This is a genomic window from Methanimicrococcus stummii, from assembly GCF_032594435.1.
In the GTDB taxonomy this organism is placed as follows: domain Archaea; phylum Halobacteriota; class Methanosarcinia; order Methanosarcinales; family Methanosarcinaceae; genus Methanimicrococcus; species Methanimicrococcus stummii.
In genome coordinates this window covers 1,242,310-1,265,851 of the sequence record NZ_CP131062.1, presented here as the reverse complement: position 1 = coordinate 1,265,851, position 23,542 = coordinate 1,242,310, and the positions used below count along the sequence as shown (strand labels likewise).

The window sequence follows — 23,542 nt, the reverse complement described above, 5'->3', positions numbered from 1 at the left end:
GAAATGACGGACAAAAGCACAATCAATAAAGAAACCGCGGAACGCGCAAAAAAATCATTGGATAAAGAAGCGATGTACGGCGGTCATGTGGATTTGAAACAGTATCATATCCCCGATGAATCTTTGGAAGTCAAAAAAATGACTGATTTGGATTCCATGATTAAATCATCACTCACGAATGTCGGAATCTCAGCCGACGGCGATGCCGGCGGAAATTTCTTGATGTTTAACAACAAAGTTTCCCATCGCTCGTCTTCCGAAGATGGTTTGGAAATCATGTCGGTCAAAGAAGCAAAAGAGAAATACGACTGGCTGGAAGAGTATTGGTGGAAGCTTGTCAGCCCCGAAACCGACAAATACACGGCGGAAAGCTATTTGGAAGACTCCGACGGCTATTTCATTCGCGTTCTTCCGGGCGTGAAAATCACGTCTCCCGTTCAATCTTGTTTGATGATCGGGTCCGATGCCGCGCTTCAAACGGTTCACAATATTATCATTGTCGAAGAAGGCGCGGAGCTTGAAGTCGTGACCGGCTGCCTGACACACGACGATGTCAACCGTGCGCTTCACATCGGCGTTTCTGAAATGTATGTCAAAAAGAACGCCAAGCTCACGTTTTCCATGATTCACGATTGGAGCGAATCGGTCGAAGTTCGGCCGCGAACAGGCGTCCGCGTTGAAGAAGGCGGTCAGCTGACGAACAATTACGTTTGCATGAAACCGGCAAAATCCATTCAAACAAATCCATCGACTTATTTGGAAGGCGAAGGCGCTGCCGCGTACTTTAACACGATTGCGGTCGCTCATCCCGGTTCCGTTTTGGACATGGGCAGCAAGGTTTACTTAAACGCGCCGAACACCAAAACCGAGATTATTTCCCGAACGATTACAATCGGCGGCGAAGTGATTTCTCGCGGCGACATCATCGGAAACGCGCCGCAGGTTTACGGTCATTTGGAATGCAACGGTTTGGTTTTAAACGAACACGGCTCTCAAAAAGCAATCCCTGCTCTTGAAGCGCACGCAATGGACGTTGAGATGACGCACGAAGCGTCTATCGGCAGAATCGCACGCGACCAAGTGGAATATTTGATGACGCGCGGCTTAGATGAAAACGAAGCGACCGGTTTAATCGTTCGCGGATTTTTAAGCGCCGGCATTGAAGGGATTCCGGAGATCTTAAAAGAAGATATTGATGAAATTATTAAGAAAACGGCGGATGCTTCTTAATCCGCTTTCTTTTCTGTTTTTTCTTGCGAGCATTTGCGCGCGCGAGCGGGCAAGTTTTAATTTCATTGGATTTTTCCGGGCTCGAATTTTAATTTTTGTTTTAAACCATTGATTCGAAATCATTAATATTCGTGACAAATCTGTGGTTCGCCTCATCTCTTTTTTGATTTACAGCGCGTCAATATAAGCAAAACCCTTTTATACATTTTCCATAAAGGTTGGAACTGCATACTGGTTTCGAAATTCTTCGAATCATGTATGAATCAAATTTGTAACTCGTTTTGTTTTTGAACAAGTGAAATTTTTGATTTTTAATATAAACGAGGTTAAAAACTATGTTAAAAAGAGAAACTGCAACCAAACTCTGTATGGTATTTTTCATGTCGTGCGGCATGTCTTTGATTGAAATGATTTTCAACACAAGGCAAATTCCGACATTGTCCGCTTGGCTTGAAGCGTGGGCCATCGCATTCGTCTTCGCTTTCATTTTGACGAGCTTTGTAACGCCGCTGGTGCTTACAAAAATCATTCCCTCGCTTTATAAAAACAATATGCAGAATCACGGAAGTATGCAAACTCCGGAAACAATCTCTTCAGCTGTCGAATCTGCGGAATAATTCCGGCGGCAGCGTATAATCGATTCAATGTTTATTTTACATTGTTATAAAATAGAATTAAAGAATAGAATTAAAAAAGGAGTTTTAAAAGAGAGGATTTTTATTCCTCTTCTTTTTCTTCTCTTTGTTCTTTTATTTTTTCGCGTCTTTCGTTTTTCTCTTTTTCTTTTTCCATTTGCTTCTTTTCAGCCACTTGCTGCTCATAAAGCGCTTTCTTTTCTTCGTTTGTCAAAACGATGTCCGTTTGGCCGATGAATCTGTTCAAAGTGTTCGCAGTCGTAAAAACTTTCTCACGCGCGCCTTTTTGGTTCACCATCACGCCTAAGAAGACGAGCGCCAATCCGAGAAGGTTCATTGTCGGAATCAAAAACAGGCCGACTAAAACGAGTGAGGACGCGATGATTCCTTTAAACGCGCCTTTTCTGTAAGAAATGTAGCCGGTTCTTCTGAAAATACGCATGTCCCGAAATGTCAGGAATAAAATCGAAAAGTAGGCGAAAACGCCGATTCCGAGATATATGAGTGTCAAAGTATCATAATCGAATGCCATATTTTTCCTCTTTTGCTTTTTATTAAACCGTTCCCTAAACTAAGTTAAAACCGTCTTGATTCTATTAAAATATGGTGCAAGAATTTTTTCCAAAACTGTTCGTTCGAACCGTTCTCAAAAAATTGTTTCCAAATCTGTTTTTTAAATATATTTATATCAAATGGGATTCCTTTTACGTTTATAAAATTACAGTTTTTTATTTTCAAAACAGAATCCCGATTGAGATTCTTTTTTAAGAGTTGCGTAAATTATGGAAATTCCTTTGGCATTTTGGTACATCCTGCTTTTTATTTTGCTGGTTTTGTCTTCTTTTTTCTCGGCAACCGAAACGGCTTATTCAACAGCGAACAAACTTCGATTAAAAGCGATGGCCGAAGACGGAAACGCAGCCGCCAAGCGCGTCTTGAAGCTGACGGCGGATTATGATAAATTCATTTCAACCGTTTTGGTCGGCAATAATATTGTCAACATCGGATCGGCATCAATTGCCACGATTCTTTTCAGCAGGCTGCTTCCGGAAGAGACGGCTGCCGCGGTTTCAACCGTTGTCATGACAATCGTTGTTTTAATTTTCGGCGAAACGCTTCCAAAAAGCATCGCGAAAGCGAATGCCGAAAAATTCGCGATGGCAACATCCGGAATTGTCAGCTTCTTTATGATTCTGTTTTCTCCGATTGTTTACGTTTTGGTTAAATTGATCGGGTTTCTTAGCCGCAACAAAGAACCCGAAGGACCGTCAGTCACGGAAAACGAATTGAAATACATTATTGAATCCATCGAAGAAGAAGGCATTTTGGAAGAAAACGAAAGCGATCTCGTTCAATCCGCTTTGGATTTCGATGAGACAACTGTTCAGGAAATCATGACGCCGCGCTCGGATATTGTTGCAGTCGGCATTGATGATTCTTTGGATTCGGTTGTTGCTAAAATTGTTCAGGAAGGGTACACGCGAATGCCGGTTTTCAATGAAAATCTGGATAACATTTTGGGTTTTGTCAACGCGAAAGACGTTTTGATTCGCGTGGCAACGAACCGGCGCTTTAATTTAAAATATTTAATGAAACCGGTTTCATTCGTTTACATCACGAAAAATATCTCTCAATTGCTTTCTGAAATGCGCCAATCCAAATCGCATTTGGCAATCGTGGTTGACGAATACGGCAGCACCAAAGGCATCGTGACGATGGAAGATATTTTAGAGGAGCTTGTCGGCGAAATTTGGGACGAGCATGATGAAATCGTCAGCGAGATTGATGAGGTTGGTGCGGATGTTTATGAAGTCAGCGGCAACATGAATTTAGACGATTTGTTTGATTATTTGGATATTGACAATCGGGATTTCGAATGCGATTACAATACGGCCGGCGGTTGGGCGCTGGATGTTTTTGAAAGGATTCCGAAAGTCGGCGACGCGTTTTCTTATAAAAATCTGAGAGTGACAATTTTAGAAGCGGACGAGCAGCGCGTCACGAAGCTTAAAATCGAAAAAATGAATGAGCCGATTTCAGATGAAGAAACAAAATGCGGCATTGAAGAAAAATCGGAAGATCCATTCGAATAATTTCTTTTTTTCAAATTAAATTTTTCTTTTTATTGCTTCCTTTTGTTGCTTCGTTTTATTGCTTCGTTTTATTGCTTCGTTTTTGTCCTCTTGCTTCTGTTTTTATAAATCTTCTTGGGGGAACTTTTATATAGAAGCGTTGACATTAGTTTAATTCCAAATCTGAGTTACAGATGCGTAAAGCAGCCCCTCTCAATTATGATTTTGTATCGGCTGTTTTATGAGTTTTAGAAACGGCTTTATTTTGATTTTTTTCAAAATGCCGCTTGTTACACTTATTTGTCAAATGACGTTCATCTTACAATTTATTCAAGGAGGATTTAATTTTGTCTGGACAACCCATCTTTATTTTAAGTGAAGGCAGCAAAAGAACAAGAGGTTCCGATGCCCAAAACAACAACATTATGGCTGCAAAAGCAGTCGCTGAAGCGGTCAGAACGACGCTCGGTCCCAAAGGAATGGACAAAATGCTCGTCGATTCCATGGGCGATGTCATCATTACAAATGACGGCGCCGCGATTTTAAGAGAAATGGATATCGAACATCCGGCTGCAAAAATGATTGTCGAAATTTCCAAGACGCAGGATGCCGAAGTCGGTGACGGTACAACAACCGCCGCTGTTTTGGCAGGCGAGCTTTTGGCAAACGCCGAAGAGCTTTTGGAAGACGGCATTCACCCGACTATCATTTCCGCAGGCTACCGCTTGGCTTCTGAAAAGGCGCAGGAAATTGTCAACTCAATCGCGCTCAGCGCATCCGTTGACGATGTCGAAACTTTGAAGAAAATCGCAGCAACCGCAATCACCGGCAAAGGTGCAGAAGCCCACAAAGACAAATTATCCGAACTCACAGTCGAAGCTGTCCGCTCCATTACAAAAACCGATGCGCACGGCAAAATCGTTGCCGACACCGACAAAATTAAAGTTGAAAAGCGTGCCGGCGGCAGCATTGACGATTCCGTTTTGATTGACGGCGTTATCATTGACAAAGAGCGCGTTCACCCGAACATGCCGACAAGCATCAAAGACGCGAAAATTCTTCTTCTCGGCGCGCCGATTGAATACAAAAAGACGGAAACCAAATCCGAAATTAAAATTACTTCTCCGGACCAAATGCTCAGCTTCATCGAACAGGAAGAAGCCATGCTTAAAGAACTCATCAATAAGGTTCTCGCCTCCGGCGCAAATGTCGTTTTCTGCCAGAAAGGCATTGATGATTTGGCTCAGTATTATTTGGCAAAAGCAGGCGTTTTGGCCGCGCGCCGTATCAAACAGAGCGACATGACCAGACTTTCCGAAGCAACCAACGCGAAGATTTTGACAAACATTGACGAAATCAAAGCGGAAGACCTCGGCGCAGCTGACCTTGTCGAAGAAAAAGAAACAACCGGCTCTAAAATGATTTACGTCACAGGCTGCCCGGGCACAAAAACCGTTTCACTCTTCCTCCGCGGCGGAACCGACCACGTCGTTGACGCTTTGGACCGCGCAATCGAAGACGCAATCCGTGTCGTCGGTGTCGCGATTGAAGATCAGAAAGTTGTTGTCGGCGGCGGTTCACCCGAGATTGAAATCTCACTCCGCCTCCAGGAATACGCGGCAACGCTTTCCGGCAGAGAACAGCTCGCTGTCGCTAAATTCGCTGACGCGCTTGAAATTATTCCGCAAACGCTTGCCGAAAACGCAGGTCTTGACCCGATTAATATGCTTGCCGAAATGAAAGCGCAGCATGAAAAAGGCAACAAGAATGCCGGTCTCAACGTTTACGAAGGCAAAGTTGAAGACATGTATGAAAACAGTGTTCTCGAACCCTTGAGAATTAAAACACAGGCAATCAATGCCGCAACCGAATCCACCGTCATGATTCTCAGAATCGACGATGTGATCGCATCCGCAAAAACAATGCCGATGCCCGGTGGAATGCCCGGTATGGGCGGAATGCCGCCCGGCATGATGTGATGTAAAAAAATTTTGCTCATCTCGCCTATCGGCGAGATTCACAAAATTTCAACGGACTGCGTTGGGGCGGTGTTTGCAGAAAAATTGTTCGCGAAGCGAACAATTTTTACGGTTTCGCCGTCGATTTCATCAGGCGTTTGCTAAAAATCGCTTCGCGATTTTTGGCGGCTTCGCCGCTTTTTTTTGGCCTGCGCGTAAACTGCGTTTGTTTTGGCGCGTTTGTTTTTTCAACCTTTTTAACTCTCTTTATCACCAACACTCTCCATTCTAAAAAGGCTGATTTTTCTTTTTTATTTCATCATTTTTCAAAAACGCAGGGTTTGGATTTTTTTCATTGTAATCTTTTATGGTTCAACATTTTCTCCATTTTGTTTTTATATTCTTTTTTTTGATTTTTAATTTAGTTTATTTTATTTTTTATTTGTTATCCTCTTGTTCTTTTTTATTTTTTGGTTTTGCCGCTTCTCTTTTTGTTTTGCAATATCTTTATATATTTTATTTCACTTTATTTAATTCTACACAATTTTACTTGTTTTGAACTTGGTGTCTGTGCGTGGCGGCGAGTCTCTGCTTTTGGCAGAATTGCTCAAAGGCTTCGCTTTTCATCTCAAAATGAATGGTTGTGTATGCCTGAATCAAAAACATACAATCCTTCGGGAATCTGAAAAAATGTTTCTCCGAAAGTTCAAATCGCGAAATACTCGCGAGACAAATTTGAAACCATATTTGTAAACAAAACACACAAACATAAACTTCGTTTCGATCTGAACGAACAAAAAACTTAAAACAGGTGATGTCGGCCGCCTTACACTCGGCCGGCATCAATGCCTGAATTTACCGTACGCGAAAGTAAAGCAAACAAAGGCAACAGTGGAATGTCTCTGAAATATAAAAGGATTTTCAGGATTCCCGGCTCTTTTTTGCTTTTCTTAAAAAACGGCCGACGGCTCGGCAATTTCAAAGCCGCGATGCAATCGATCAATCCATTATCACAATGTCGCCTGACGGCCGAAAAATCATTGATTTTTCAGGCTTGTTCCCTTGGAACACTTTTCGGTTCAATGCCGACAGGCGGCAAGGAAGCAGAAACTGCGTGCAGTCTTGCCTGTCTTACAGAGGCAGGACTGCCGCTCTCCGTTTCAAAATCAGCAAATAATCAAAAGGTTTGGGTGAAACCCGTACTCCAAAAAAGAAACCCTGTCTTTTGATTGCTGCCTCACCCATTTGACAAACCCGAAATTCAAATCATAAATTCAAACCCGAATTTCGGTTTTTTGTCTGTTTGCCCCCGCGAAAATTCCAAACAGCCGAGGAATTTTCATAAGCCACCTCTCGTATCCCAAAAAATTCAACCATTAAAACGGGGGCAAACAAAAAACGGTGACGGTTTGCTCATAAATTAAAAAATCAAGTTCAAACGAAACTAATAATCGAAAATAAAACAAAATCCATCATGCCGCTTTTGCTTTTATGAAGCAAAGCGATTCTTCAATTGAATCAAGCGGCTCAATCTGTAATAACAGAATCAATCCGATAAAAAAGAAATGCTTCGACCATGTTCCAGCATGGCCGAACCGAAATTCAAGGTTTGCTTGAGCGAAAAATTGTTATTGTAATAAAGAACGACTCTCAATAAGGATTTGTATTTTATAAATCTTTTCCTGAATTTCGTTTTTCCGATTGCATTTTTCTTTCAATTTTCTAAAAGTTTCGGTTTCATTTTCCTCAATTTGGGGAAAATTCGGGGCATTTCCGCCCCTATCATCCCTTGTGGGTTTTGCCGAGATTCCTTCGGGAATCTCGGTGAAGTCCTTGAGGGGAAAAGGGACTCGCGATGCGGTTTTGTTTTTGGATTGGATTATCTAAAAATTAAATTTAAGGAGAAATTTAACTATGAAATATAGTAAAATGTTATTGGCTGCACTCGCAGTCATGATGATCTTCGCAGTTGCTCCTTTAGCAAGTGCAGAAAAAGGTGATATTAACGATCCGTATACCGTTCTTTATGTCGGATACAATATGCCTGGGGCATATACAGACATGCTTGGTGGACCTGTTGTTCTTAGTAACGTTATCAGTGACATTACTGGAAATCCTGTGTACTATACTACGGCTTATGTAGCAATTGAGTACAACGCATCTTATATCCCCACTTCGGCCAGCATTAACGCTGCGGCTGATGCGGTTAATAATTCCAGTGCTGACATTCTCATCGCTGATATGGCTTACACAGACTATGATTACGGTGGTGCCATCAGCACAGCCCAGGCTAATTTCAAAAATGCCTCCTGTTCATCAAATATTACATATAAGGCATCTATCTACAGCGATAATGGTACTGCTTCTCCCGCACCGCCATGTTTTGACTTCAAAGACAAAATGGCCTATAGCAACCCTCTCAATTCGTTTGCTGTCAAAATGAATAATGGTTTAGAAGCTCTGAGTGATGATCCTTATTATTATCCCTCATCCGTTGATGATTACGAAATCATATTGTCTTATTTGAACTGATGAATTGGAGTTGTGATATAACACCGTCTTATTCGGCTGTTTTTCTCACAGACACCATTAACAATTTAGATGATGCTTTTGCATCATCTTTTATTTTTTAAAAAATATGAGGGATGTTATTATGGGATATCATATTAAGAAAATAAATTTTAATTTGTCATTTTTTACTCTGTTATTTCTATTATTGGTTTTTTCAGTTTCTGCAGCTTCCGCAGCTGTTCCTGAAATGAGCGAATCTGTAAATATTACTTATGTCGGTTTTAATGATTCTGACAGTTTTGCGATTGAAGTGTTGATGGAAGACTATCTCGGTCCGGAAAGGGATTATTTAAATCGGAATACATTAAATCATGCGAATTCTCAAATTTTTAAAGTAAATTATCACTATATTAACAACAGTTATGGGACACCTTATGATACTTCTGAATTGAAAGTGTTTTCCAATCCTGATACTGGGAATATTGAGGATCAGGATATTGTCATCATTGACATGCTTTGGGTTTATGAAAATCCGGATCTTGTGAGTAATTTAAAAGCAGCTAAAATAGCCAATCCCGATTTAAAATTAATTCAAATTCGCAGCGATGAGGTGGATCGTGATGGTATTTTTGATTCACAGGAAGATGCTGAATTAATAGCTTTAATTAAACAAGATTTTATTGCATATGATCTTATGAGCGATACAGATTATGCAATATTTGTAGAGGCTTTGACTTATAAAGATGATTGGACTAATCCTTCAAATCCTGCTTTCGGATCGTTTCCTACATATGAAGGTTTTTTAACTTATCTGTATGATGAGGCAATAGGATCTCGTGAGTCAGATGCTGCCAGTTTGGCAATGCTTATCACCTGTCATCTTTTGAAAGAATATGCTCCGCCTGAACGAATTGAGGAACTGAATTTTGAAAAAACAAGAATTTTGTATGTCGGATTTGATCCTGGGACTGAAACATCAAATTATTCCGGTGTTGTTGCCTTTGATACGGTAAAAAATCTTCTTGAAAATTCTATTTACGGGAATTATGTGGAAATTGATACAGTTTCTTTTGGAAAAGTTCCCGATTCTTCTTCAAATGTTTATCCTCAACTTTCTAATACTGATTGGTATTCCCCTGATATTCTTTATGATAACATGGAAGAAAAAGGTATTCAATTTGAAAATTATCATGTTATTTTATTTGACGGGTTCTTTACAACCGAAATAATTGACATGTTTGATGATGTTTTTACGGATGCATCTGATGCAGGTGCAGCTCTTCTCTTCCAGCTAAGATATCTTAATACGGCTGATGGTACGACTACTGCTAACTTTCCGAAAAGTAATTTGCCGGCCGGTGCTTATGATATCTCTTCTTCTCGCTTTGTCTTGAAAAGTGAATCTGCTTTCTTTGGTTCGACAATTAATGATGTCGTAAAGACTGGGGTAAAAGTCAAACATATAGGTACCCCATTTCTCTATAATTTCATTTACAATCCGTCATATGCAACTCTTGGGTTCGGGGGCGTTCTTTATCATCCGACTGAACCTATAAGACAAAGTTCAATTGAAGATTATATGGATGCCCATGAAAAATTTGAATCTATTCATAATCCCGGAGCACCTTATGTTGCTATAATTGGTTTTCAAGATTATACAAAAAACATGCACGAATTGTCAAAAATTATTGAAGACCAAGGGTATAATACAGTCGTGGTTGCCAGCAATGGTTTTGACTTCTATTCAAATATGGATCAATATTTGAATAAAACGAAATTCAACTCCGATATTTCTGATATTGATAACGGACGTTACGTTACTTCTATTATTTCTTATAAAAACTGGGCGTTGGATTATGCCAATCAGGCAAACGGTGTTTACAATTTAGAACAGTTGAATGTACCGGTCATCAAAGCCGTTGGCAGCTATGCAGACCCGGCCAATGGTGAAGTTTATGACACCGGTTCCGGCGTTATTTCTCAGCATTTTACATGGATGGGTTCGTCTTCAAATTTGGAAGGTATGATTGATTTTATTGGTACGACTGATGCGCCGATGCATTCCAAGAATTTAGAATGGGTGGCAGACAGGGCAATGGCATGGGCAAAATTAAGTGAAAAAGATAATATTGCCAAAAATGTCGCGCTCATGTATTACAACTATCCGCCGGGCAAAGAAGAAATCGGTGCCAACTATCTCAATGTCATGAGAAGTTTGGCAGGCGACGGCGCAAAAAGTTATGTTGCCGATCCCTCTTTGTCAATTGATTCAATCGGCAGATACACGTCTTATCCGGGAATTATTCGTGAACTGAGAAGCGAAGGCTACAATGTCAGTCTTGATGATTTGCCGGTCGTTACAATCGGCTCGGGCGGTGAACATATTTTTGACTACACCGTTTCAGATGAAGATTTAATTCTCAACGAAGTGAATTTGGTCAATCTCATCTATACGCAAGGTATCAATGTCGGTTCTTATGCACCCGGTGTTTTGGACATGATGGTTCAGGAAAGAATTGATTATATCAACGATGATAATCCGCGCCACAATTCAAGCAGTTGGTGGGGCAGTGAATTGATTCCTGTTTCCGATTACTTGAAATGGATTGACCATGAAATTAACGTCAACGAAACAATGAACGCTTCCCTTTGGGAAGAAGCCGTTAAAGTTTGGGGCGAACCTCAAGTGTTTGGCGTCATTGACGACGAGACATATTGGGGCGGAATGATCTGGACAGACACAAAGAACCAGATCGGCGGCGGTCAAAACCGCAACTACATTGTTGTCCCAATGATTAAATTCGGCGATGTCCGCATTATGCCCGAGCCCAACAGGGCGTTGGCAAGCGACAAAGCATTAAGTTCTGCTGATTACCACGGCGATTTGCCTCCGACACACCAGTACATTGCGACCTATTTCTGGCTGAATCGGGGAACCGATGACAGCACAGGCAGCGGCACAACCGGCATTGTCGGCGGTGATGGCAGATGGAAAGCAGATGCGCTCATTCACTTCGGAACGCACGGCACACAGGAATGGCTTCCCGGCACATCTCTCGGTTTGTCCCGAACGGATGACTGGGGGCCCGTTTTGCTTCCGACACTTCCGAATATCTACCCCTACATTGTTGCCAATGTCGGAGAAGGTTTAACGGCAGAATACAGAGGCAATGCGCTCATTATCTCGCACATGACACCGCCGATGATTAAAACGCAGTTGTATGATGATCTCATTGAAATGGAAACCGCCATTCGCGGTTATCAGAAAAATGTCGCCGCCGGCAGCAGCGTCGAAGAACTTCTCGGTGCATATCGTTCCATTATCATCGGATACACCTTTGATTTTGGCTGGAACGATGCATTTGTTGATGTCTTTGAAAGCTACAGAAAACAAATTGTTGCCGATACGGATTACCCCGCGATTACCAAAACAAGCGATGTCACCGATAAAATTCTTCAGGAATATTTGATTTCCAACAAGAACGGCGTGTTTGACAACTTCTTGGAAAACCATTTGCATAATTTCGTTGAAGGCATCCGTGAAACCAGTTTATCATATGGTACACACGTTTACGGGGCTTTTGAAGATAAACAAGTTATTCCGATGGTTTGGAATATGTGGAGTCGTCAAGGCTTTGATGACATTATGCTTGAAACTTACTTCGATGATCTTCCAGACGGATCAAGCATTCCCACAGGTCAAACAGCGACAATTACCTTTGACAATGGGGGAACTGTTATTACAATCACTCCGGCAGACAGCGGTGAATACAAATACAGCGAAGATGACATTTTAGAATTTGTCACGTTGGTTGTGAATCACGGTGAAGGAATTACGGCAACCGATATTCGCAGTTACTTGGACCAAGTCTTTACAGATGATGTAGGAAACGCAGCTTATCAAAACAAAGTTGTTCTTTTCCTTCTCGGTCCCGGATACATAATGACGGATGATATTATCAATTTCAGCGGTACCAACAACAACAGCGTAGCTAAATTGAATAATACTTTACAGAATACAGCTGACCCTGAATTGCAGGCAATTGTTGACGAAATGGCGGAACAGTTATTTGACTTCTATTATTACTATAGTGTTCCTACATCTTTGCGATCTGCAACACCGACAGAATACAAAGCGGCAGATGGAACGTATATCACTAAAGCGAATATGGTTCTAAAAATTGCCAATACAACATTTGAAACCCGCAAGTATATGACGGCGAACGACGGCATTTATTCTTATGAAGCCGTTGAATCGGGATTAGGAACTGCATTTGCAACCGGAATCAGCAGACCTTGGTATAATGAAGACATGGTTCATTACATACGCGGAAATGATCGTATTGATTATGCTCAAAAAATATTGGAGTGCGGCGATTCTGAAATGAACGCGCTGAAAAGCGCGCTTTCGGCAGGGTATATCTCTCCGTCTTCCGGAAATGACCCTGTTTTGAATCCGTATGTGCTTCCGACAGGACGTAATTTCTACGGCATTGATCCGTCAACTTATCCGACGCCGGCCGCATGGAAAGTCGGTCAGGCAATGGGTGAACAAATGCTTGTTCATTATTATGAAACTCATGGATCATGGCCTGAAACGATTTCAATGATGCGTTTCGGTGTTGATTTCATTCAGGATGAAGGCACGCTTGAGGCATGTTTGTTCTATCTTCTCGGCTGTGAACCTGTATGGGGTTCGGGCGGTAAATTGGACGGCACAAATATTGTCACATATGGAACCGGTGATGATGACAAGTATAACGATATGTTTTTGCTGACAGTCAATGGGGAACAAAAATATCGTCCGCGTGTTGACGTTGTTTACAACAGTGCCGGCATGCGTGACGGTTTCGGTACAATTCTTGTCAAAATCGATAAGGCCATTAAAGAGGTTGCTGCTTTAAAAGACGGTGATCACCCTCAAGTTTCCAACAGCATCCGAAAGAATTCTTTGGAGCTTGTTGAACTTTTAGGCGGTGATGAAAATGATGCCGTTCTTTGGGATCTTGCAACATCGCGTATCTTTGCTCAAGCATTGGGAACTTATGAAATCGGAACCGGCAATCTTGTCAGCGCCAGCGGCTATTTAGATCCCGATGACCAAGACAGCATCAAAGCAATTGCGGATTTGTATCTGGAAAAAATGTCGTATCTGTACTCTCAAAATACGTGGGGTGCCAGTTCTGAAGATATTTCGAAACTCTTGACGGCTCTTCTCGGCAGAACGGATGCTTCTGTCTTTGCCAGCGCGGGTAATCTCTATGATTCCCTCGACAATGACGATGTCTACCAGTATTTCGGTATCATGAATATGGTTTCTTCAATGTATGACAAAGATGGAAATTATATCGAGAACAAGGACGACTGGAAAACGCCGCAGATGTATATTGCCGATACAAGCAATGTTGACACCTATAAAACAGGCACAAAAATCGTTTACACGGCAAGCGAATACATTCAAAAAGATTTGGCTGCCCGTTACTTGAATCCCGAATGGGTTCAGGGACAAATGGAAGCCGGGTACAGCGGTGCTGCGTTGATGGCCGAGTTCATTGAAAACCTCTACGGTTGGTCAATTGCGACAAACGGTGAAATCATCAGTTCGGCAACTTGGGACAGAGTCTTTGAAATGTATACAAGCGGCGAAGTGAGCGAATGGCTTTCACATACTTCTCCCTATGCGTTGCAGTCAATTAATGCCAGAATGGTTGAAGCGATGCGAACCGGTGCATGGTCTCCGAGTCTTGCTGGATTGCCGTCACTCGAAGTTGATGCCGCTTTGAAAGCGCAGCAGGAGAAACTGGATCAACTGGCTGAGAACTATGCCCGTTCCGTTATCGAATCCGGCGTCGCATGCTGTCACCACACTTGCGGCAATCCGGTTTATGACAGTTTTATTGAAGGATTGATTTCTTCACCGTTGTTTACGAAATTAACAGAGGAAGAAAAAGAAACCTATCGCAATATTGTCAAAGCCGCAACGGAACCGCCGAAAAAACTAACCGAAAGCAAGTCTTCCGGATCCGGTGTCGGTATGGCTTCGGTTGTCGAACTCAGCACCGATCCTGATGCCGGTGAAGATGAAGACGGCGAAGAAGCGCAGTCTGCCCAAAGCCCCGGTGTCGGTGTCGATGGTACGGAAACCGGAACGCCGACAGATGTTTCAGGGTTTGAAATGACCGTTTCAAGAGTGGCTTCTTCAGTCAGAGATTTCATTAACGATCCGACTTTCTCAACCTCAAGCATCATCGCCATCGCTTTTGTGATATTGGTGGTCGGCGCAGTCTTCTACGGCTCAAGAAAGAGAAATCTGTAATGAAATGAATTCGTAAAGTAAAATCAAAATGAATTGCCGGTTTTTCGGCAATTTTATTTCTTTTTTTATTTCATATTTTTTTGTTTTTTATGTCCGTTTATTTTGTTTTTATATTTCTTGTTTTTATGTTCCGTTATTTCGTTTTATGTTTCGTTTATATTTCATTTTAGAGTTCATCTTTTAAATTAAATCCATTTTACATTATTTTTAATTTAATTATTTCATTTTCTTTTATTTTCCCATGGTTATATCTTTCGTTTTGTTTGAAAAAATAAACTTTATATATGATTGGATTATATTCATTTTTGCACAATTTTACTTGATTTAAGTTCGATTCAACTTACCTCCATTCGAATTGACTTAAATCTTCTCGATTTATTATCGGTCGGAAGAGGCAGTATTCTGTTTTTTTCTTTTTTTCAAAAATTGTGCCGGATTTACATTCATCAAATCCGTACAAACCACAATACACACACAAAAACTTTCAGGTTTTGTCCCCACGATATCGCATCCCCCCTGTAAATGCGCCTGGAAGCAAAAAAACGATTAAAAGGCAACGGCGGTTTTTCAATTTCCCCGAATATGAAAACCGCCGAATTGCCGGATTTTTGGTTTTGTTTTTTATTTCGTTTTTGTTTTTGTTTTTACTTTTGTTTTTGTTTTTACTTTTGTTTTCATTTAACTCCTCTTTTTATTTTCATTTCCGGGGGCGGAATCAGAGCTTTAAAATAAGAATAAGGTCTCATTGTTTGCATGAAATACATTGTTATTATCGGGGACGGCATGGCTGATCTTCCGATTCCCGAACTGGGCGGAAAAACGATTTTGCAGGCTGTTGAAAAACCCAACATTGATTATCTTGCCGAAAAAGGGCGGACGGGACTTGCGATTACTGTTCCGGACGGCTATCCGCCGGGAAGCGATGTCGCCAACATGTCCATTTTCGGCTATGACCCTGCCGTTTATTACACGGGGCGCTCGCCCTTGGAAGCGCTCAGCATGGGTGTTTCGCTTCACGGAAATGAGTTGGCTTTTCGAACGAATCTGATTACAATCGGAAACGCCGACGGAATGGTCGGGGCGGACGGGCCTGTTTTGGATGACGCATATATTGTCGATTACAGCGGCGGCCACATTACTTCCGAAGAAGCCAAAGAATTAATTGAAGCGGTGGATCGGGAACTCGGAAACGAGCGATTCAAATTTTATCCGGGAATCAGTTACCGCCATTTATTGGTCGCGCAGGAAAATTACGGCAAAGAGCTTTCGTTTACGCCGCCTCATGATATTACGGGGCAGAAGGCATCGGATTATTTCCCGAAAGGAAACGGCGGCGCGCAGGACGCGGCGGCTCAAACGTATTTGGATTTGATGGCGGCATCTTACAATATTTTAAAAGATCATCAGGTGAATCAAAAACGCGTTTCTGAGGGCAAACTTCCTGCAAACTGTATTTGGCTTTGGGGGCAGGGAAACGCGCCTCAGTTTGAATTGTTTGAAAAGATTCATCATAAAACGGGCGCGGTTATTTCCGCAGTCGATCTTCTCAAAGGCATCGGCATTTGCGCCGGGCTGGATGTGATTGAAGTCGAAGGCGCGACCGGTTTTCTGGACACGAATTATAAAGGGAAAGCGGATGCTGCAATTGGGGCGCTGAAATCGCATGATTTTGTTTTCGTTCATATCGAGGCGCCGGATGAATGCGGACACATCGGCGATTATCAAAAGAAAATGCAGGCGGTTTTCGATTTGGATTCAAAAATCGTCGCGCCGCTTTTGAAGTTTGCGCAGTCGCTGGACGAGCCGTGTCAAATTCTGATTATGCCGGATCATCCGACACCGGTTGCTTTGAAAACGCATACGAATGATCCGATTCCGTTTGCGTTGTATGATACGCGCGAGACAAATGCAGATGACGTTCCTTGTTTTGATGAAGAATCTGTCAAGTGCGGCAGTCTCGGGACGGTTTACGCGCCGGAATTAGCGGCTCTCATGATTAAAAGCGAGAGAGAATAATATAAAATGAATAATTTGAAGCATGTTTTGAAATAGATTAATATATTTCAAACTCTTCTTTATTCAAAAATAATATGAAAATTATTTTTTTGGTTTATTCATAATTACAAAAACGTCCGTAACAGGAGGGATGAGGGGAAATGAATCCGTTCCATAAAAAACAATCTAAAGAAAAGGACATCGAACAAGAGCCTGAATCTGACGGCAAATCGTCAATGAATCAAATTTTCAGCAAAATTACGTCGCTTGGAAAGAACACCAAAGAAAACGCTTTCGGTGAATTCCGGCAGACACCGCTGATGGATTTGATTGAGCGCAAGAACGATATTGTTTTAAAAGCCGATCTTCCGGGCGTGACCAAAGATGATGTCACGCTTGAAATTCAAGACCGCTTGCTGACGGTGCGCGCCGAATGTTTAACCGATATTGAAGAAGGTATTTACATCCGCCGCGAAAGGTTTTATCGCAAATATGAAGGTTCTGTCAACATTCCCGTTCAAATTGATGAAGAAAAAGCAACGGCGAAATTGGCAAACGGCGTTTTGACCGTTTTCCTTCCTAAAAAAATCGACACGATTGAAGTCGAAGATTAATTTTATTTTAAAATTCATTTCCCATTCTTTTTTTTGTTATTCGATTTTCCGAACATCGGGTTTTAATAATATAATCAAATCCGAACTCCCTCTTTTATTCTATTAATAAAGAAAAGGCGGAGTTCGTTTTTTCAAAATATTATGAAAAAACGATGTTCGGGTTAAAATAATCGTTTTCATTTCTTTTTTATTTTTGAATTCAATTGAATATAATTTAATAGTTTCACTTCGCGGGCTGATTATTTATAAGAATAAGCATCATAGAGCTATAACCTAAAAATCAATAAACCGTTCGGAGACAACCATGTCGGAAGAGACCGCCGCCAAGCAATTCATCAAACATCCGCTGATCTTGGAAAACGCCGTTGAGCAGCGTTTGTATCAGCTTAACATCGTTTCGGGATGCACGATGAAAAATTCGCTTGTCGTTTTGCCGACATCTCTCGGAAAAACCGTCGTCGCGCTTCTTGTCATGGTGATGCGCCTTGAAAAAATCGGCGGCAAGGTTTTGCTTTTATCGCCGACAAAACCGCTTGTCGAGCAGCATTTTGATTTCTTTTCCCGCGTTATGAAACTGCCCGAAGGCAAAGTCAAAGCGTTCACCGGAAGCATCTCTCCCGAAAAACGAAGTCATATGTGGGAAGGCGCGGACATGATTATCGCAACGCCGCAAGTCATTGAAAACGATCTCCTCAATTCCCGAATTTCTTTAGAAGACGTTTCATGCATCGTTTTTGACGAAGCGCACCGTTCGACCGGCAATTACGCTTACACTTACATCGCCGAAAAATACGCGGCAACGGCAAATTCGCCTTTGATTCTCGGAATTACAGCAAGTCCCGGCAGTGAAAAAGAAAAAATCGATGAAGTCTGCGGCGCGCTTTTCATTGAAAACGTCGTCGTGAAAACGGAAGACGACGCCGACATCAAACCTTACGTTCATAAAAAAGAGCTTGAATGGATGACTTTGGATCTTCCGAAGGAGCTTGTTGAAATTCGGGAAGCGCTTAAAAAAATCTTAAACGAGCGGCTGATTAAACTGGCTGATTTCGGTTATCCGCTGGATCAAAAGTTTTTGGCCAAACGCGATTTGCTCGCGCTTCAATCGGGGTTGATGGCTGAATTGAAAAACGAGACGGCCGATCCGAATGTTTATCAAGCCGTTTCCGTCATGGCTGAAATTATGAAAATCGAGCACGCCGTTGAATTGATTGAAACGCAAGGGACGAAAGCGCTTTTGGCGTATCTGAAAAAGATGGATGAAGAAGCCGGAACATCGGGGGCGAGCAAGGCCGTTAAACGAATTTCCGCCGATCTTTATTTCAGGCAGGCGCTTCACTTAACCGAAAAATGCGTCACCGAACACCCGAAATTTTACGCGGTTCAAAGAATTGTCGGCGAACAGCTTTCTAAATTTCCCGATTCCAAAATTATTGTTTTTACGAATTTCAGAGAAACGGCAAACATTGTCAAAAAAGCGCTTTCCGATGTTTCTGATGTCCGTCCGGTCCGTTTTGTCGGGCAAGGCTCGCGCCATAAAGACAAAGGCTTGACGCAAAAACAGCAAACGGAAATCATTGAACAGTTCCGCGCGGGCGTTTACAATGTTTTAATCGCGACATCCGTTGCCGAAGAAGGATTGGATATTCCCTCAACCGATATGGTTTTGTTTTACGAGCCGGTCCCGTCCGAAATTCGAAGCATTCAGCGAAAAGGACGAACCGGCCGTTTCCAAACCGGCCGCGTCATCATGCTTGTCACGAAAGGAACGCGTGACGAAGCTTATCGCTGGAGCAGCCAAAATAAAGAAAAGCGGATGCTTTCCGAAATGAAAAGCCTTCAAAAAGCATATTCAAACAATTCGGATTCGTTTTCAAAAAGCGGCGAAAATCAAAGAACCTTTTCGGATTTTGAAAAGGATTTTAAAAGCAAATATGAAAACAAGCGTTCGACACCGGCTTCAAACATCGAACTTGAAGCAGAGTCCGATTTTGTTATTCCGATTGCAGCCGATTCTCCTTCAAATAAGCTGCCGGCCCGGTCTCATACTTTTTCGGAAAATTTCGAAGATTCAAGCGCCGAAGAATCTAAATTAAAAATTTTAGCCGACACGCGCGAAATCAAAAGCGGCGTTTTGAAATGTTTGGACAATTTCGGGATTGAACTCAAAACGATGAAGCTTGACGTCGCCGATTACGTTGTCAGCGACGACATGGCAATCGAACGAAAAACAATCGCCGACTTTAACGCATCTTTAATTGACGGCAAACGAAATTTGTTTTCACAATTGGTTGACCTTTCGCGCACTTATAAAAAACCGGTTTTAATCATCGAAGGCGACGAAGCGCTGGCATCCGGAAACATGAACGAAAATTCCATTCGCGGCGCGCTTCTTTCTATCGAAATTGATTTAAACGTTTCGATTTTCTATACAAAATCTGAAGAAGAAACAGCGCTGCTCTTAAAAATGATGGCCAAAAAAGAGCAAATTCATGAAAATAAAACGGTCAATCCGCACGGCAAAAAACCGGCGAAAACAACGCACGAGCAGCAGGAATACATCCTTTCATCAATTTCAGGCGTCGGCCCGCACGCCGCGCAAATTCTGCTTCACGAATTCGGCTCACTTAATAATATTTTTAATGCATCCGAAGATGATTTGTGCCGCGTCAAAGGCATCGGCAAAGTGACGGCAAAACGCATTCGGGAAGTCTTGGGCGCCGAATATAAAAAGTAATTTTTTGAAAAAAGATTTGAAAAAACAAAAAATAAACAAAATTACAAAAAAATAAAAGATTAAAAAAGCTCAATAGAGCCTTTCAATCAAATCCAAGCCTTTTTCAATCATTTCCAAATATTCAAAAACGCGGCGCGGATCGTTTTCATTTTGCATATCTTCGGCAATCGCGGTGAGTTTGAGAAGAATTAATTCGCGCAATTGTTCTTCCTCAACGGAATAAACGGTCGGCTCAATCGTATAATTTTTCAAGTCTTCAAGGGGAGTTCCTGATGCGGTTTGCTTTTTGCTTTCTTTTTTGTATTTTTGAGGCGCATTCGCTTTTTTGGCAGGAACGCCGGGGGAACAAAATACGGGCGCGGCTTCATTTGAAACCGGCGCAGGTGTTTCATTCGTTTCAACGCCGCTGCAAAGCGGGCAAATGATTTCTCCTTTAAATCTGAATAAAGGCGCGCCGCAATTGTCGCAATGGTTGGCAAGCATCGTGCCGCCGTTTTCAAGGAAACGGGCAATCTTTTTTACACTCTCGTCTGACATTTTTTCACCTGATTTAATAATGATAATTTTAATTGAATTGAATTTTCTGAAATAATAATTGGAGTAAAATTGGGCTTTTTTCTAATTAACCTTTCTAAATGTTTTATTTTTTATTTTCGATTTTTCGACAACTGTTTTTATTGCGTTTATAGGTTAAATTTAAATGAGAGTTCTCTCTACTAAAGTTAAGTCCAAAAGACGATATCTATACATAAAGTAATTAATCCATGAAGTTTTATTTTACTTTATTAAATCTAATCTAAATTTATTAAGAGTTCGAATCGGATTTTCATAAACAAGATGTTTGGATTGAAAAAACCGACTCGCTGAGTTCATTTTACCTTCATTTGGTTCTCTTGCTTGTTTTTAAAATCTGTCAGGGGCTAACGGCAGGTTTTCTTGGTTCGACTCTGATTCAGGTGATATTATGGCAGCCGATGAATACCAAAAAACTATTGATCAATGTATTGCGGAATTAGATATGATTGCAAACGACACATCCGTTCCGAGAAATATCAGACGTTCCGTTACGGAAATTATTGAAGTTCTTAAGGACGGAAATCAGGAACTTTTCCTGCGCGCCGCATCCGCGCTCAAAACGCTTTCCGATGTCAGTTATGATCCGAACCTTCCGATGCACACCGGAACATACATCTGGAGCATCCTCGGAAAGCTCGAAACCATTCCGCCGGAAGCTTAAATTCCGGTAATTTTCATTTTTCTTTTCATTTTTTTCTTTTTCATTTCGTTTTTTTCTGTTTTGTTTTTGATTTCAGCTTTTTTTTCAATTTTTCATCTTTAATCTGTTTCATTTTTATTTTTCATTTTTATTCCTGTCTTTTGTTCCGATATCATTACCTTGTTTTTGAAAATCATTATATAGTTTCGGCTCTTCTTTTTATTCGCGGTTGAATATGTTTTTTCAGCCGGTTACTCTAATCATTTAAAAACGGGTGGTTAAATGAGTTTAGGAAAACGATTATTTCATAAATCGAATCTGAAAATGAAACAGTTTACAGGCGATAACGGCGGCAACGCAATGGTCGGGATTCCGGAAAACGCGGAATTTGAGCTGATTAACGGCACGTTTGTTTCGTCAAACACGTCGGCTCATTTGGAAATTACTTGCCGGAAAGATCCGTATCAGGATTTTCAGGCGGTTGACAACGAATTGAAAAAAGATTGTCCGATTCTTCAAGTTAAAAAACTTCGGGAAGGCGCGATTGTTCGTGTTCTTCCGATGAAAAGCGGATATGAAGCCGATATTTACAACGAGCGAAACGATCAAGCCATTTCGATTTTGGCCGGCCCCGAAAACCGGGATCATTTGGATCTGCTTCTTGAAATGATTAAGTCCGCCAAATTCATTTAAAATCATTTAATATGTTTCAATTTTATATTTATAAAATGGGAGATATTATAATAAAATATTATTTATATGAGTTGTGAAAATTATTCTATATTGTTGAGAAATCAACACTCCAAATTAAATTTCTAAAAAAAGGTGATTCAAAAATGAAAAAATTACTTGAGCTCTTGCTTATTATTACAATCCCTATCGCCATCATTGCTCTTCTGACACACCACCGCGACGGCAAAGGCTGCTGCTTATGCGGAAAAAAGAGTAAAAAGGACGGCAAGAAAAAGAAACATCACATTTGGTAATCCGATTACCGAATTTTATTTTCTTTTAAATTATCTTTAAAATTTCCTTTTAATTTTCATGATAAATGCGGAAAATGAAAGTCATTTTCCGATTCATCTCTTTTTCATTCTCGTTTTTAAAATTTAATGCTGAATTTTCAATTCGTTACTCTTTATTTTTTAGACGCTTCGCGCGCAAAAATAAATTCACGCATTAATTTTGTCGCCAAAATTGCGGATTGTCCGTTGTCATATTCCGGCGCGATTTCAACCACGTCAAAGCCAATTGTTTTTGGCGCAAACGCGCGCAGCACTTCACGCACTTCGCGGTCGGTCATTCCAAACGGCTCGGGCGTTCCGAGTCCCGGGCAAAATGCCGGATCAATCGCGTCCATGTCCAGTGACAAATAAATGTGGTCGCTGTCTAAGTATTCCATCGTTTCTTTGATGACTTCTTTAATTCCCATGTCAAAAACGTCATCGTTGGAATAGAATTTTACGCCTTCATTTCGCGCGTATTCCCATTCTTCCTGCGGGCCGCTGCGAATGCCGATGGAAACATATTTTTTGGTAATATTTTCAAGAATGTGGCGCGAAACGCAGGCGTGATTGTTTTTCAGGCCGCGGAATTCGTCTCGAAGATCAAAATGCGCGTCCAGCACCAAAACGGCGAAATCGTCTTTTTCATCGCACGCGTCATAGCACGCTTTGACCGGCGCGTATGAAAGCGAATGTTCGCCGCCGATCATAATCGGAAATTTGCCGTCGTCAACGATTTGTTTCGCGTCTTCGTAAATCCATTCCAATGTTTCGTCGATGTTGACGGAAACATAGGAATTGCCGGCATCATGAACCAAAATGTCGGTCATGTCCAAATTATATTTCGGGCTGTACGTTTCAAAATTTATTGCCACTTCTCTCATTCTGTCCGGCGCCCAGCGGCTTCCGGCTCTAAAAGAAGATGTGTTGTCAAACGGCGCGCCGAAAATAACGTATTCGGCGTCTTCATATTCGTAAATCGCATCAAAGAAAGTAGTCGGTGCAAACATTACTTATGTTCCTCTTAAATATTCAAAAACCGAAATCACAAAAATATGTAATTTGCGGGTACTAACAAATGAGTAAAGAAAAGTTCTCTATTTAAAAATTCGTTTTTTAAATTTTGTTTGGTTTTTCCCGTTTGTTCAAAAAACAGGATTTGTTTTTTAATTTTTTCAAAAAATGAGGGTCATTTTTCGTTTATTTTTGAAAAACCCGGCAGCTCGCGCGCGGCGGCCGGCGCGGCAGCGGCAG

The 23,542-nt window shown here is 41.4% G+C and carries 16 protein-coding genes; 13 read left to right on the top strand and 3 right to left on the bottom strand.

What is annotated here, in order from left to right:
- The first annotated feature begins 3 nt into the window (after positions 1-3).
- A complete protein-coding gene (locus MmiEs2_RS06155) occupies positions 4-1,230 on the top strand; it encodes a SufB/SufD family protein (protein WP_316558998.1) in 1,227 nt (408 codons plus the stop codon).
- A 335-nt stretch (positions 1,231-1,565) separates the two neighbouring features.
- On the top strand, positions 1,566-1,847 hold the full coding sequence (locus MmiEs2_RS06150) for a DUF2798 domain-containing protein (protein WP_316558997.1): 282 nt from the start codon (positions 1,566-1,568) through the stop codon (positions 1,845-1,847).
- 100 nt (positions 1,848-1,947) lie between these two features.
- On the opposite strand, the gene MmiEs2_RS06145 is transcribed toward MmiEs2_RS06150, so the two are convergent.
- Positions 1,948-2,397: a hypothetical protein gene (locus MmiEs2_RS06145; RefSeq protein ID WP_316558996.1), complete on the bottom strand. Its 450-nt coding sequence runs from the start codon at positions 2,395-2,397 to the stop codon at positions 1,948-1,950.
- Between the two features lie 250 nt (positions 2,398-2,647).
- Here MmiEs2_RS06145 and MmiEs2_RS06140 point away from each other — a divergent pair, with 250 nt between their 5' ends.
- The 8 genes from MmiEs2_RS06140 to MmiEs2_RS06105 all read left to right on the top strand — a co-directional run bounded on the left by MmiEs2_RS06140 (position 2,648) and on the right by MmiEs2_RS06105 (position 20,068).
- Positions 2,648-3,958 (top strand): hemolysin family protein, encoded by a 1,311-nt coding sequence (locus MmiEs2_RS06140; protein WP_316558995.1) that lies wholly within the window; start codon positions 2,648-2,650, stop codon positions 3,956-3,958.
- Positions 3,959-4,284: 326 nt separating this feature from the next.
- Entirely contained in the window at positions 4,285-5,916 is a 1,632-nt protein-coding gene (thsA, locus tag MmiEs2_RS06135) for a thermosome subunit alpha (RefSeq protein ID WP_316558994.1), read from the top strand.
- Between the two features lie 824 nt (positions 5,917-6,740).
- Positions 6,741-7,124: a hypothetical protein gene (locus MmiEs2_RS06130; RefSeq protein ID WP_316558993.1), complete on the top strand. Its 384-nt coding sequence runs from the start codon at positions 6,741-6,743 to the stop codon at positions 7,122-7,124.
- Between the two features lie 685 nt (positions 7,125-7,809).
- On the top strand, positions 7,810-8,427 hold the full coding sequence (locus MmiEs2_RS06125) for a hypothetical protein (RefSeq protein ID WP_316558992.1): 618 nt from the start codon (positions 7,810-7,812) through the stop codon (positions 8,425-8,427).
- 226 nt (positions 8,428-8,653) lie between these two features.
- Positions 8,654-14,722, top strand: a complete 6,069-nt coding sequence (locus tag MmiEs2_RS06120) for a cobaltochelatase subunit CobN (RefSeq protein ID WP_316558991.1) — start codon at positions 8,654-8,656, stop codon at positions 14,720-14,722.
- Positions 14,723-15,475: 753 nt separating this feature from the next.
- Entirely contained in the window at positions 15,476-16,738 is a 1,263-nt protein-coding gene (locus MmiEs2_RS06115) for a cofactor-independent phosphoglycerate mutase (RefSeq protein ID WP_316558990.1), read from the top strand.
- Positions 16,739-16,878: 140 nt separating this feature from the next.
- Positions 16,879-17,331, top strand: a complete 453-nt coding sequence (locus MmiEs2_RS06110) for an Hsp20/alpha crystallin family protein (RefSeq protein WP_316558989.1) — start codon at positions 16,879-16,881, stop codon at positions 17,329-17,331.
- Between the two features lie 304 nt (positions 17,332-17,635).
- Positions 17,636-20,068 (top strand): DEAD/DEAH box helicase, encoded by a 2,433-nt coding sequence (locus tag MmiEs2_RS06105; protein ID WP_316558988.1) that lies wholly within the window; start codon positions 17,636-17,638, stop codon positions 20,066-20,068.
- A 69-nt stretch (positions 20,069-20,137) separates the two neighbouring features.
- Here the strand turns inward: MmiEs2_RS06105 and MmiEs2_RS06100 are convergent, their stop codons facing one another.
- Positions 20,138-20,605 (bottom strand): Sjogren's syndrome/scleroderma autoantigen 1 family protein, encoded by a 468-nt coding sequence (locus MmiEs2_RS06100; RefSeq protein WP_316558987.1) that lies wholly within the window; start codon positions 20,603-20,605, stop codon positions 20,138-20,140.
- A gap of 427 nt (positions 20,606-21,032) precedes the next feature.
- Here MmiEs2_RS06100 and MmiEs2_RS06095 point away from each other — a divergent pair, with 427 nt between their 5' ends.
- The 3 genes from MmiEs2_RS06095 to MmiEs2_RS06085 all read left to right on the top strand — a co-directional run bounded on the left by MmiEs2_RS06095 (position 21,033) and on the right by MmiEs2_RS06085 (position 22,270).
- On the top strand, positions 21,033-21,305 hold the full coding sequence (locus tag MmiEs2_RS06095) for a stationary phase-response protein (RefSeq protein WP_316558986.1): 273 nt from the start codon (positions 21,033-21,035) through the stop codon (positions 21,303-21,305).
- A gap of 261 nt (positions 21,306-21,566) precedes the next feature.
- Positions 21,567-21,977 (top strand): hypothetical protein, encoded by a 411-nt coding sequence (locus MmiEs2_RS06090; RefSeq protein ID WP_316558985.1) that lies wholly within the window; start codon positions 21,567-21,569, stop codon positions 21,975-21,977.
- Between the two features lie 143 nt (positions 21,978-22,120).
- A complete protein-coding gene (locus MmiEs2_RS06085; RefSeq protein ID WP_316558984.1) occupies positions 22,121-22,270 on the top strand; it encodes a hypothetical protein in 150 nt (49 codons plus the stop codon).
- 152 nt (positions 22,271-22,422) lie between these two features.
- Here MmiEs2_RS06085 and speB read toward each other — a convergent pair whose 3' ends face one another.
- Positions 22,423-23,298, bottom strand: a complete 876-nt coding sequence (gene speB / locus MmiEs2_RS06080; RefSeq protein ID WP_316558983.1) for an agmatinase — start codon at positions 23,296-23,298, stop codon at positions 22,423-22,425.
- Positions 23,299-23,542 lie beyond the last annotated feature (244 nt).

Coding starts and splice junctions, on each gene's coding strand:
- MmiEs2_RS06155 (WP_316558998.1), top strand. CDS start 4: ATGACGGACAAAAGCACAATCAATAAAGAAACCGCGGAACGCGCAAAA.
- MmiEs2_RS06150 (WP_316558997.1), top strand. CDS start 1,566: ATGTTAAAAAGAGAAACTGCAACCAAACTCTGTATGGTATTTTTCATG.
- MmiEs2_RS06145 (WP_316558996.1), bottom strand. CDS start 2,397: ATGGCATTCGATTATGATACTTTGACACTCATATATCTCGGAATCGGC.
- MmiEs2_RS06140 (WP_316558995.1), top strand. CDS start 2,648: ATGGAAATTCCTTTGGCATTTTGGTACATCCTGCTTTTTATTTTGCTG.
- MmiEs2_RS06130 (WP_316558993.1), top strand. CDS start 6,741: ATGCCTGAATTTACCGTACGCGAAAGTAAAGCAAACAAAGGCAACAGT.
- MmiEs2_RS06125 (WP_316558992.1), top strand. CDS start 7,810: ATGAAATATAGTAAAATGTTATTGGCTGCACTCGCAGTCATGATGATC.
- MmiEs2_RS06120 (WP_316558991.1), top strand. CDS start 8,654: ATGAGCGAATCTGTAAATATTACTTATGTCGGTTTTAATGATTCTGAC.
- MmiEs2_RS06115 (WP_316558990.1), top strand. CDS start 15,476: ATGAAATACATTGTTATTATCGGGGACGGCATGGCTGATCTTCCGATT.
- MmiEs2_RS06110 (WP_316558989.1), top strand. CDS start 16,879: ATGAATCCGTTCCATAAAAAACAATCTAAAGAAAAGGACATCGAACAA.
- MmiEs2_RS06105 (WP_316558988.1), top strand. CDS start 17,636: ATGTCGGAAGAGACCGCCGCCAAGCAATTCATCAAACATCCGCTGATC.
- MmiEs2_RS06100 (WP_316558987.1), bottom strand. CDS start 20,605: ATGTCAGACGAGAGTGTAAAAAAGATTGCCCGTTTCCTTGAAAACGGC.
- MmiEs2_RS06095 (WP_316558986.1), top strand. CDS start 21,033: ATGGCAGCCGATGAATACCAAAAAACTATTGATCAATGTATTGCGGAA.
- MmiEs2_RS06090 (WP_316558985.1), top strand. CDS start 21,567: ATGAGTTTAGGAAAACGATTATTTCATAAATCGAATCTGAAAATGAAA.
- MmiEs2_RS06085 (WP_316558984.1), top strand. CDS start 22,121: ATGAAAAAATTACTTGAGCTCTTGCTTATTATTACAATCCCTATCGCC.
- speB (WP_316558983.1), bottom strand. CDS start 23,298: ATGTTTGCACCGACTACTTTCTTTGATGCGATTTACGAATATGAAGAC.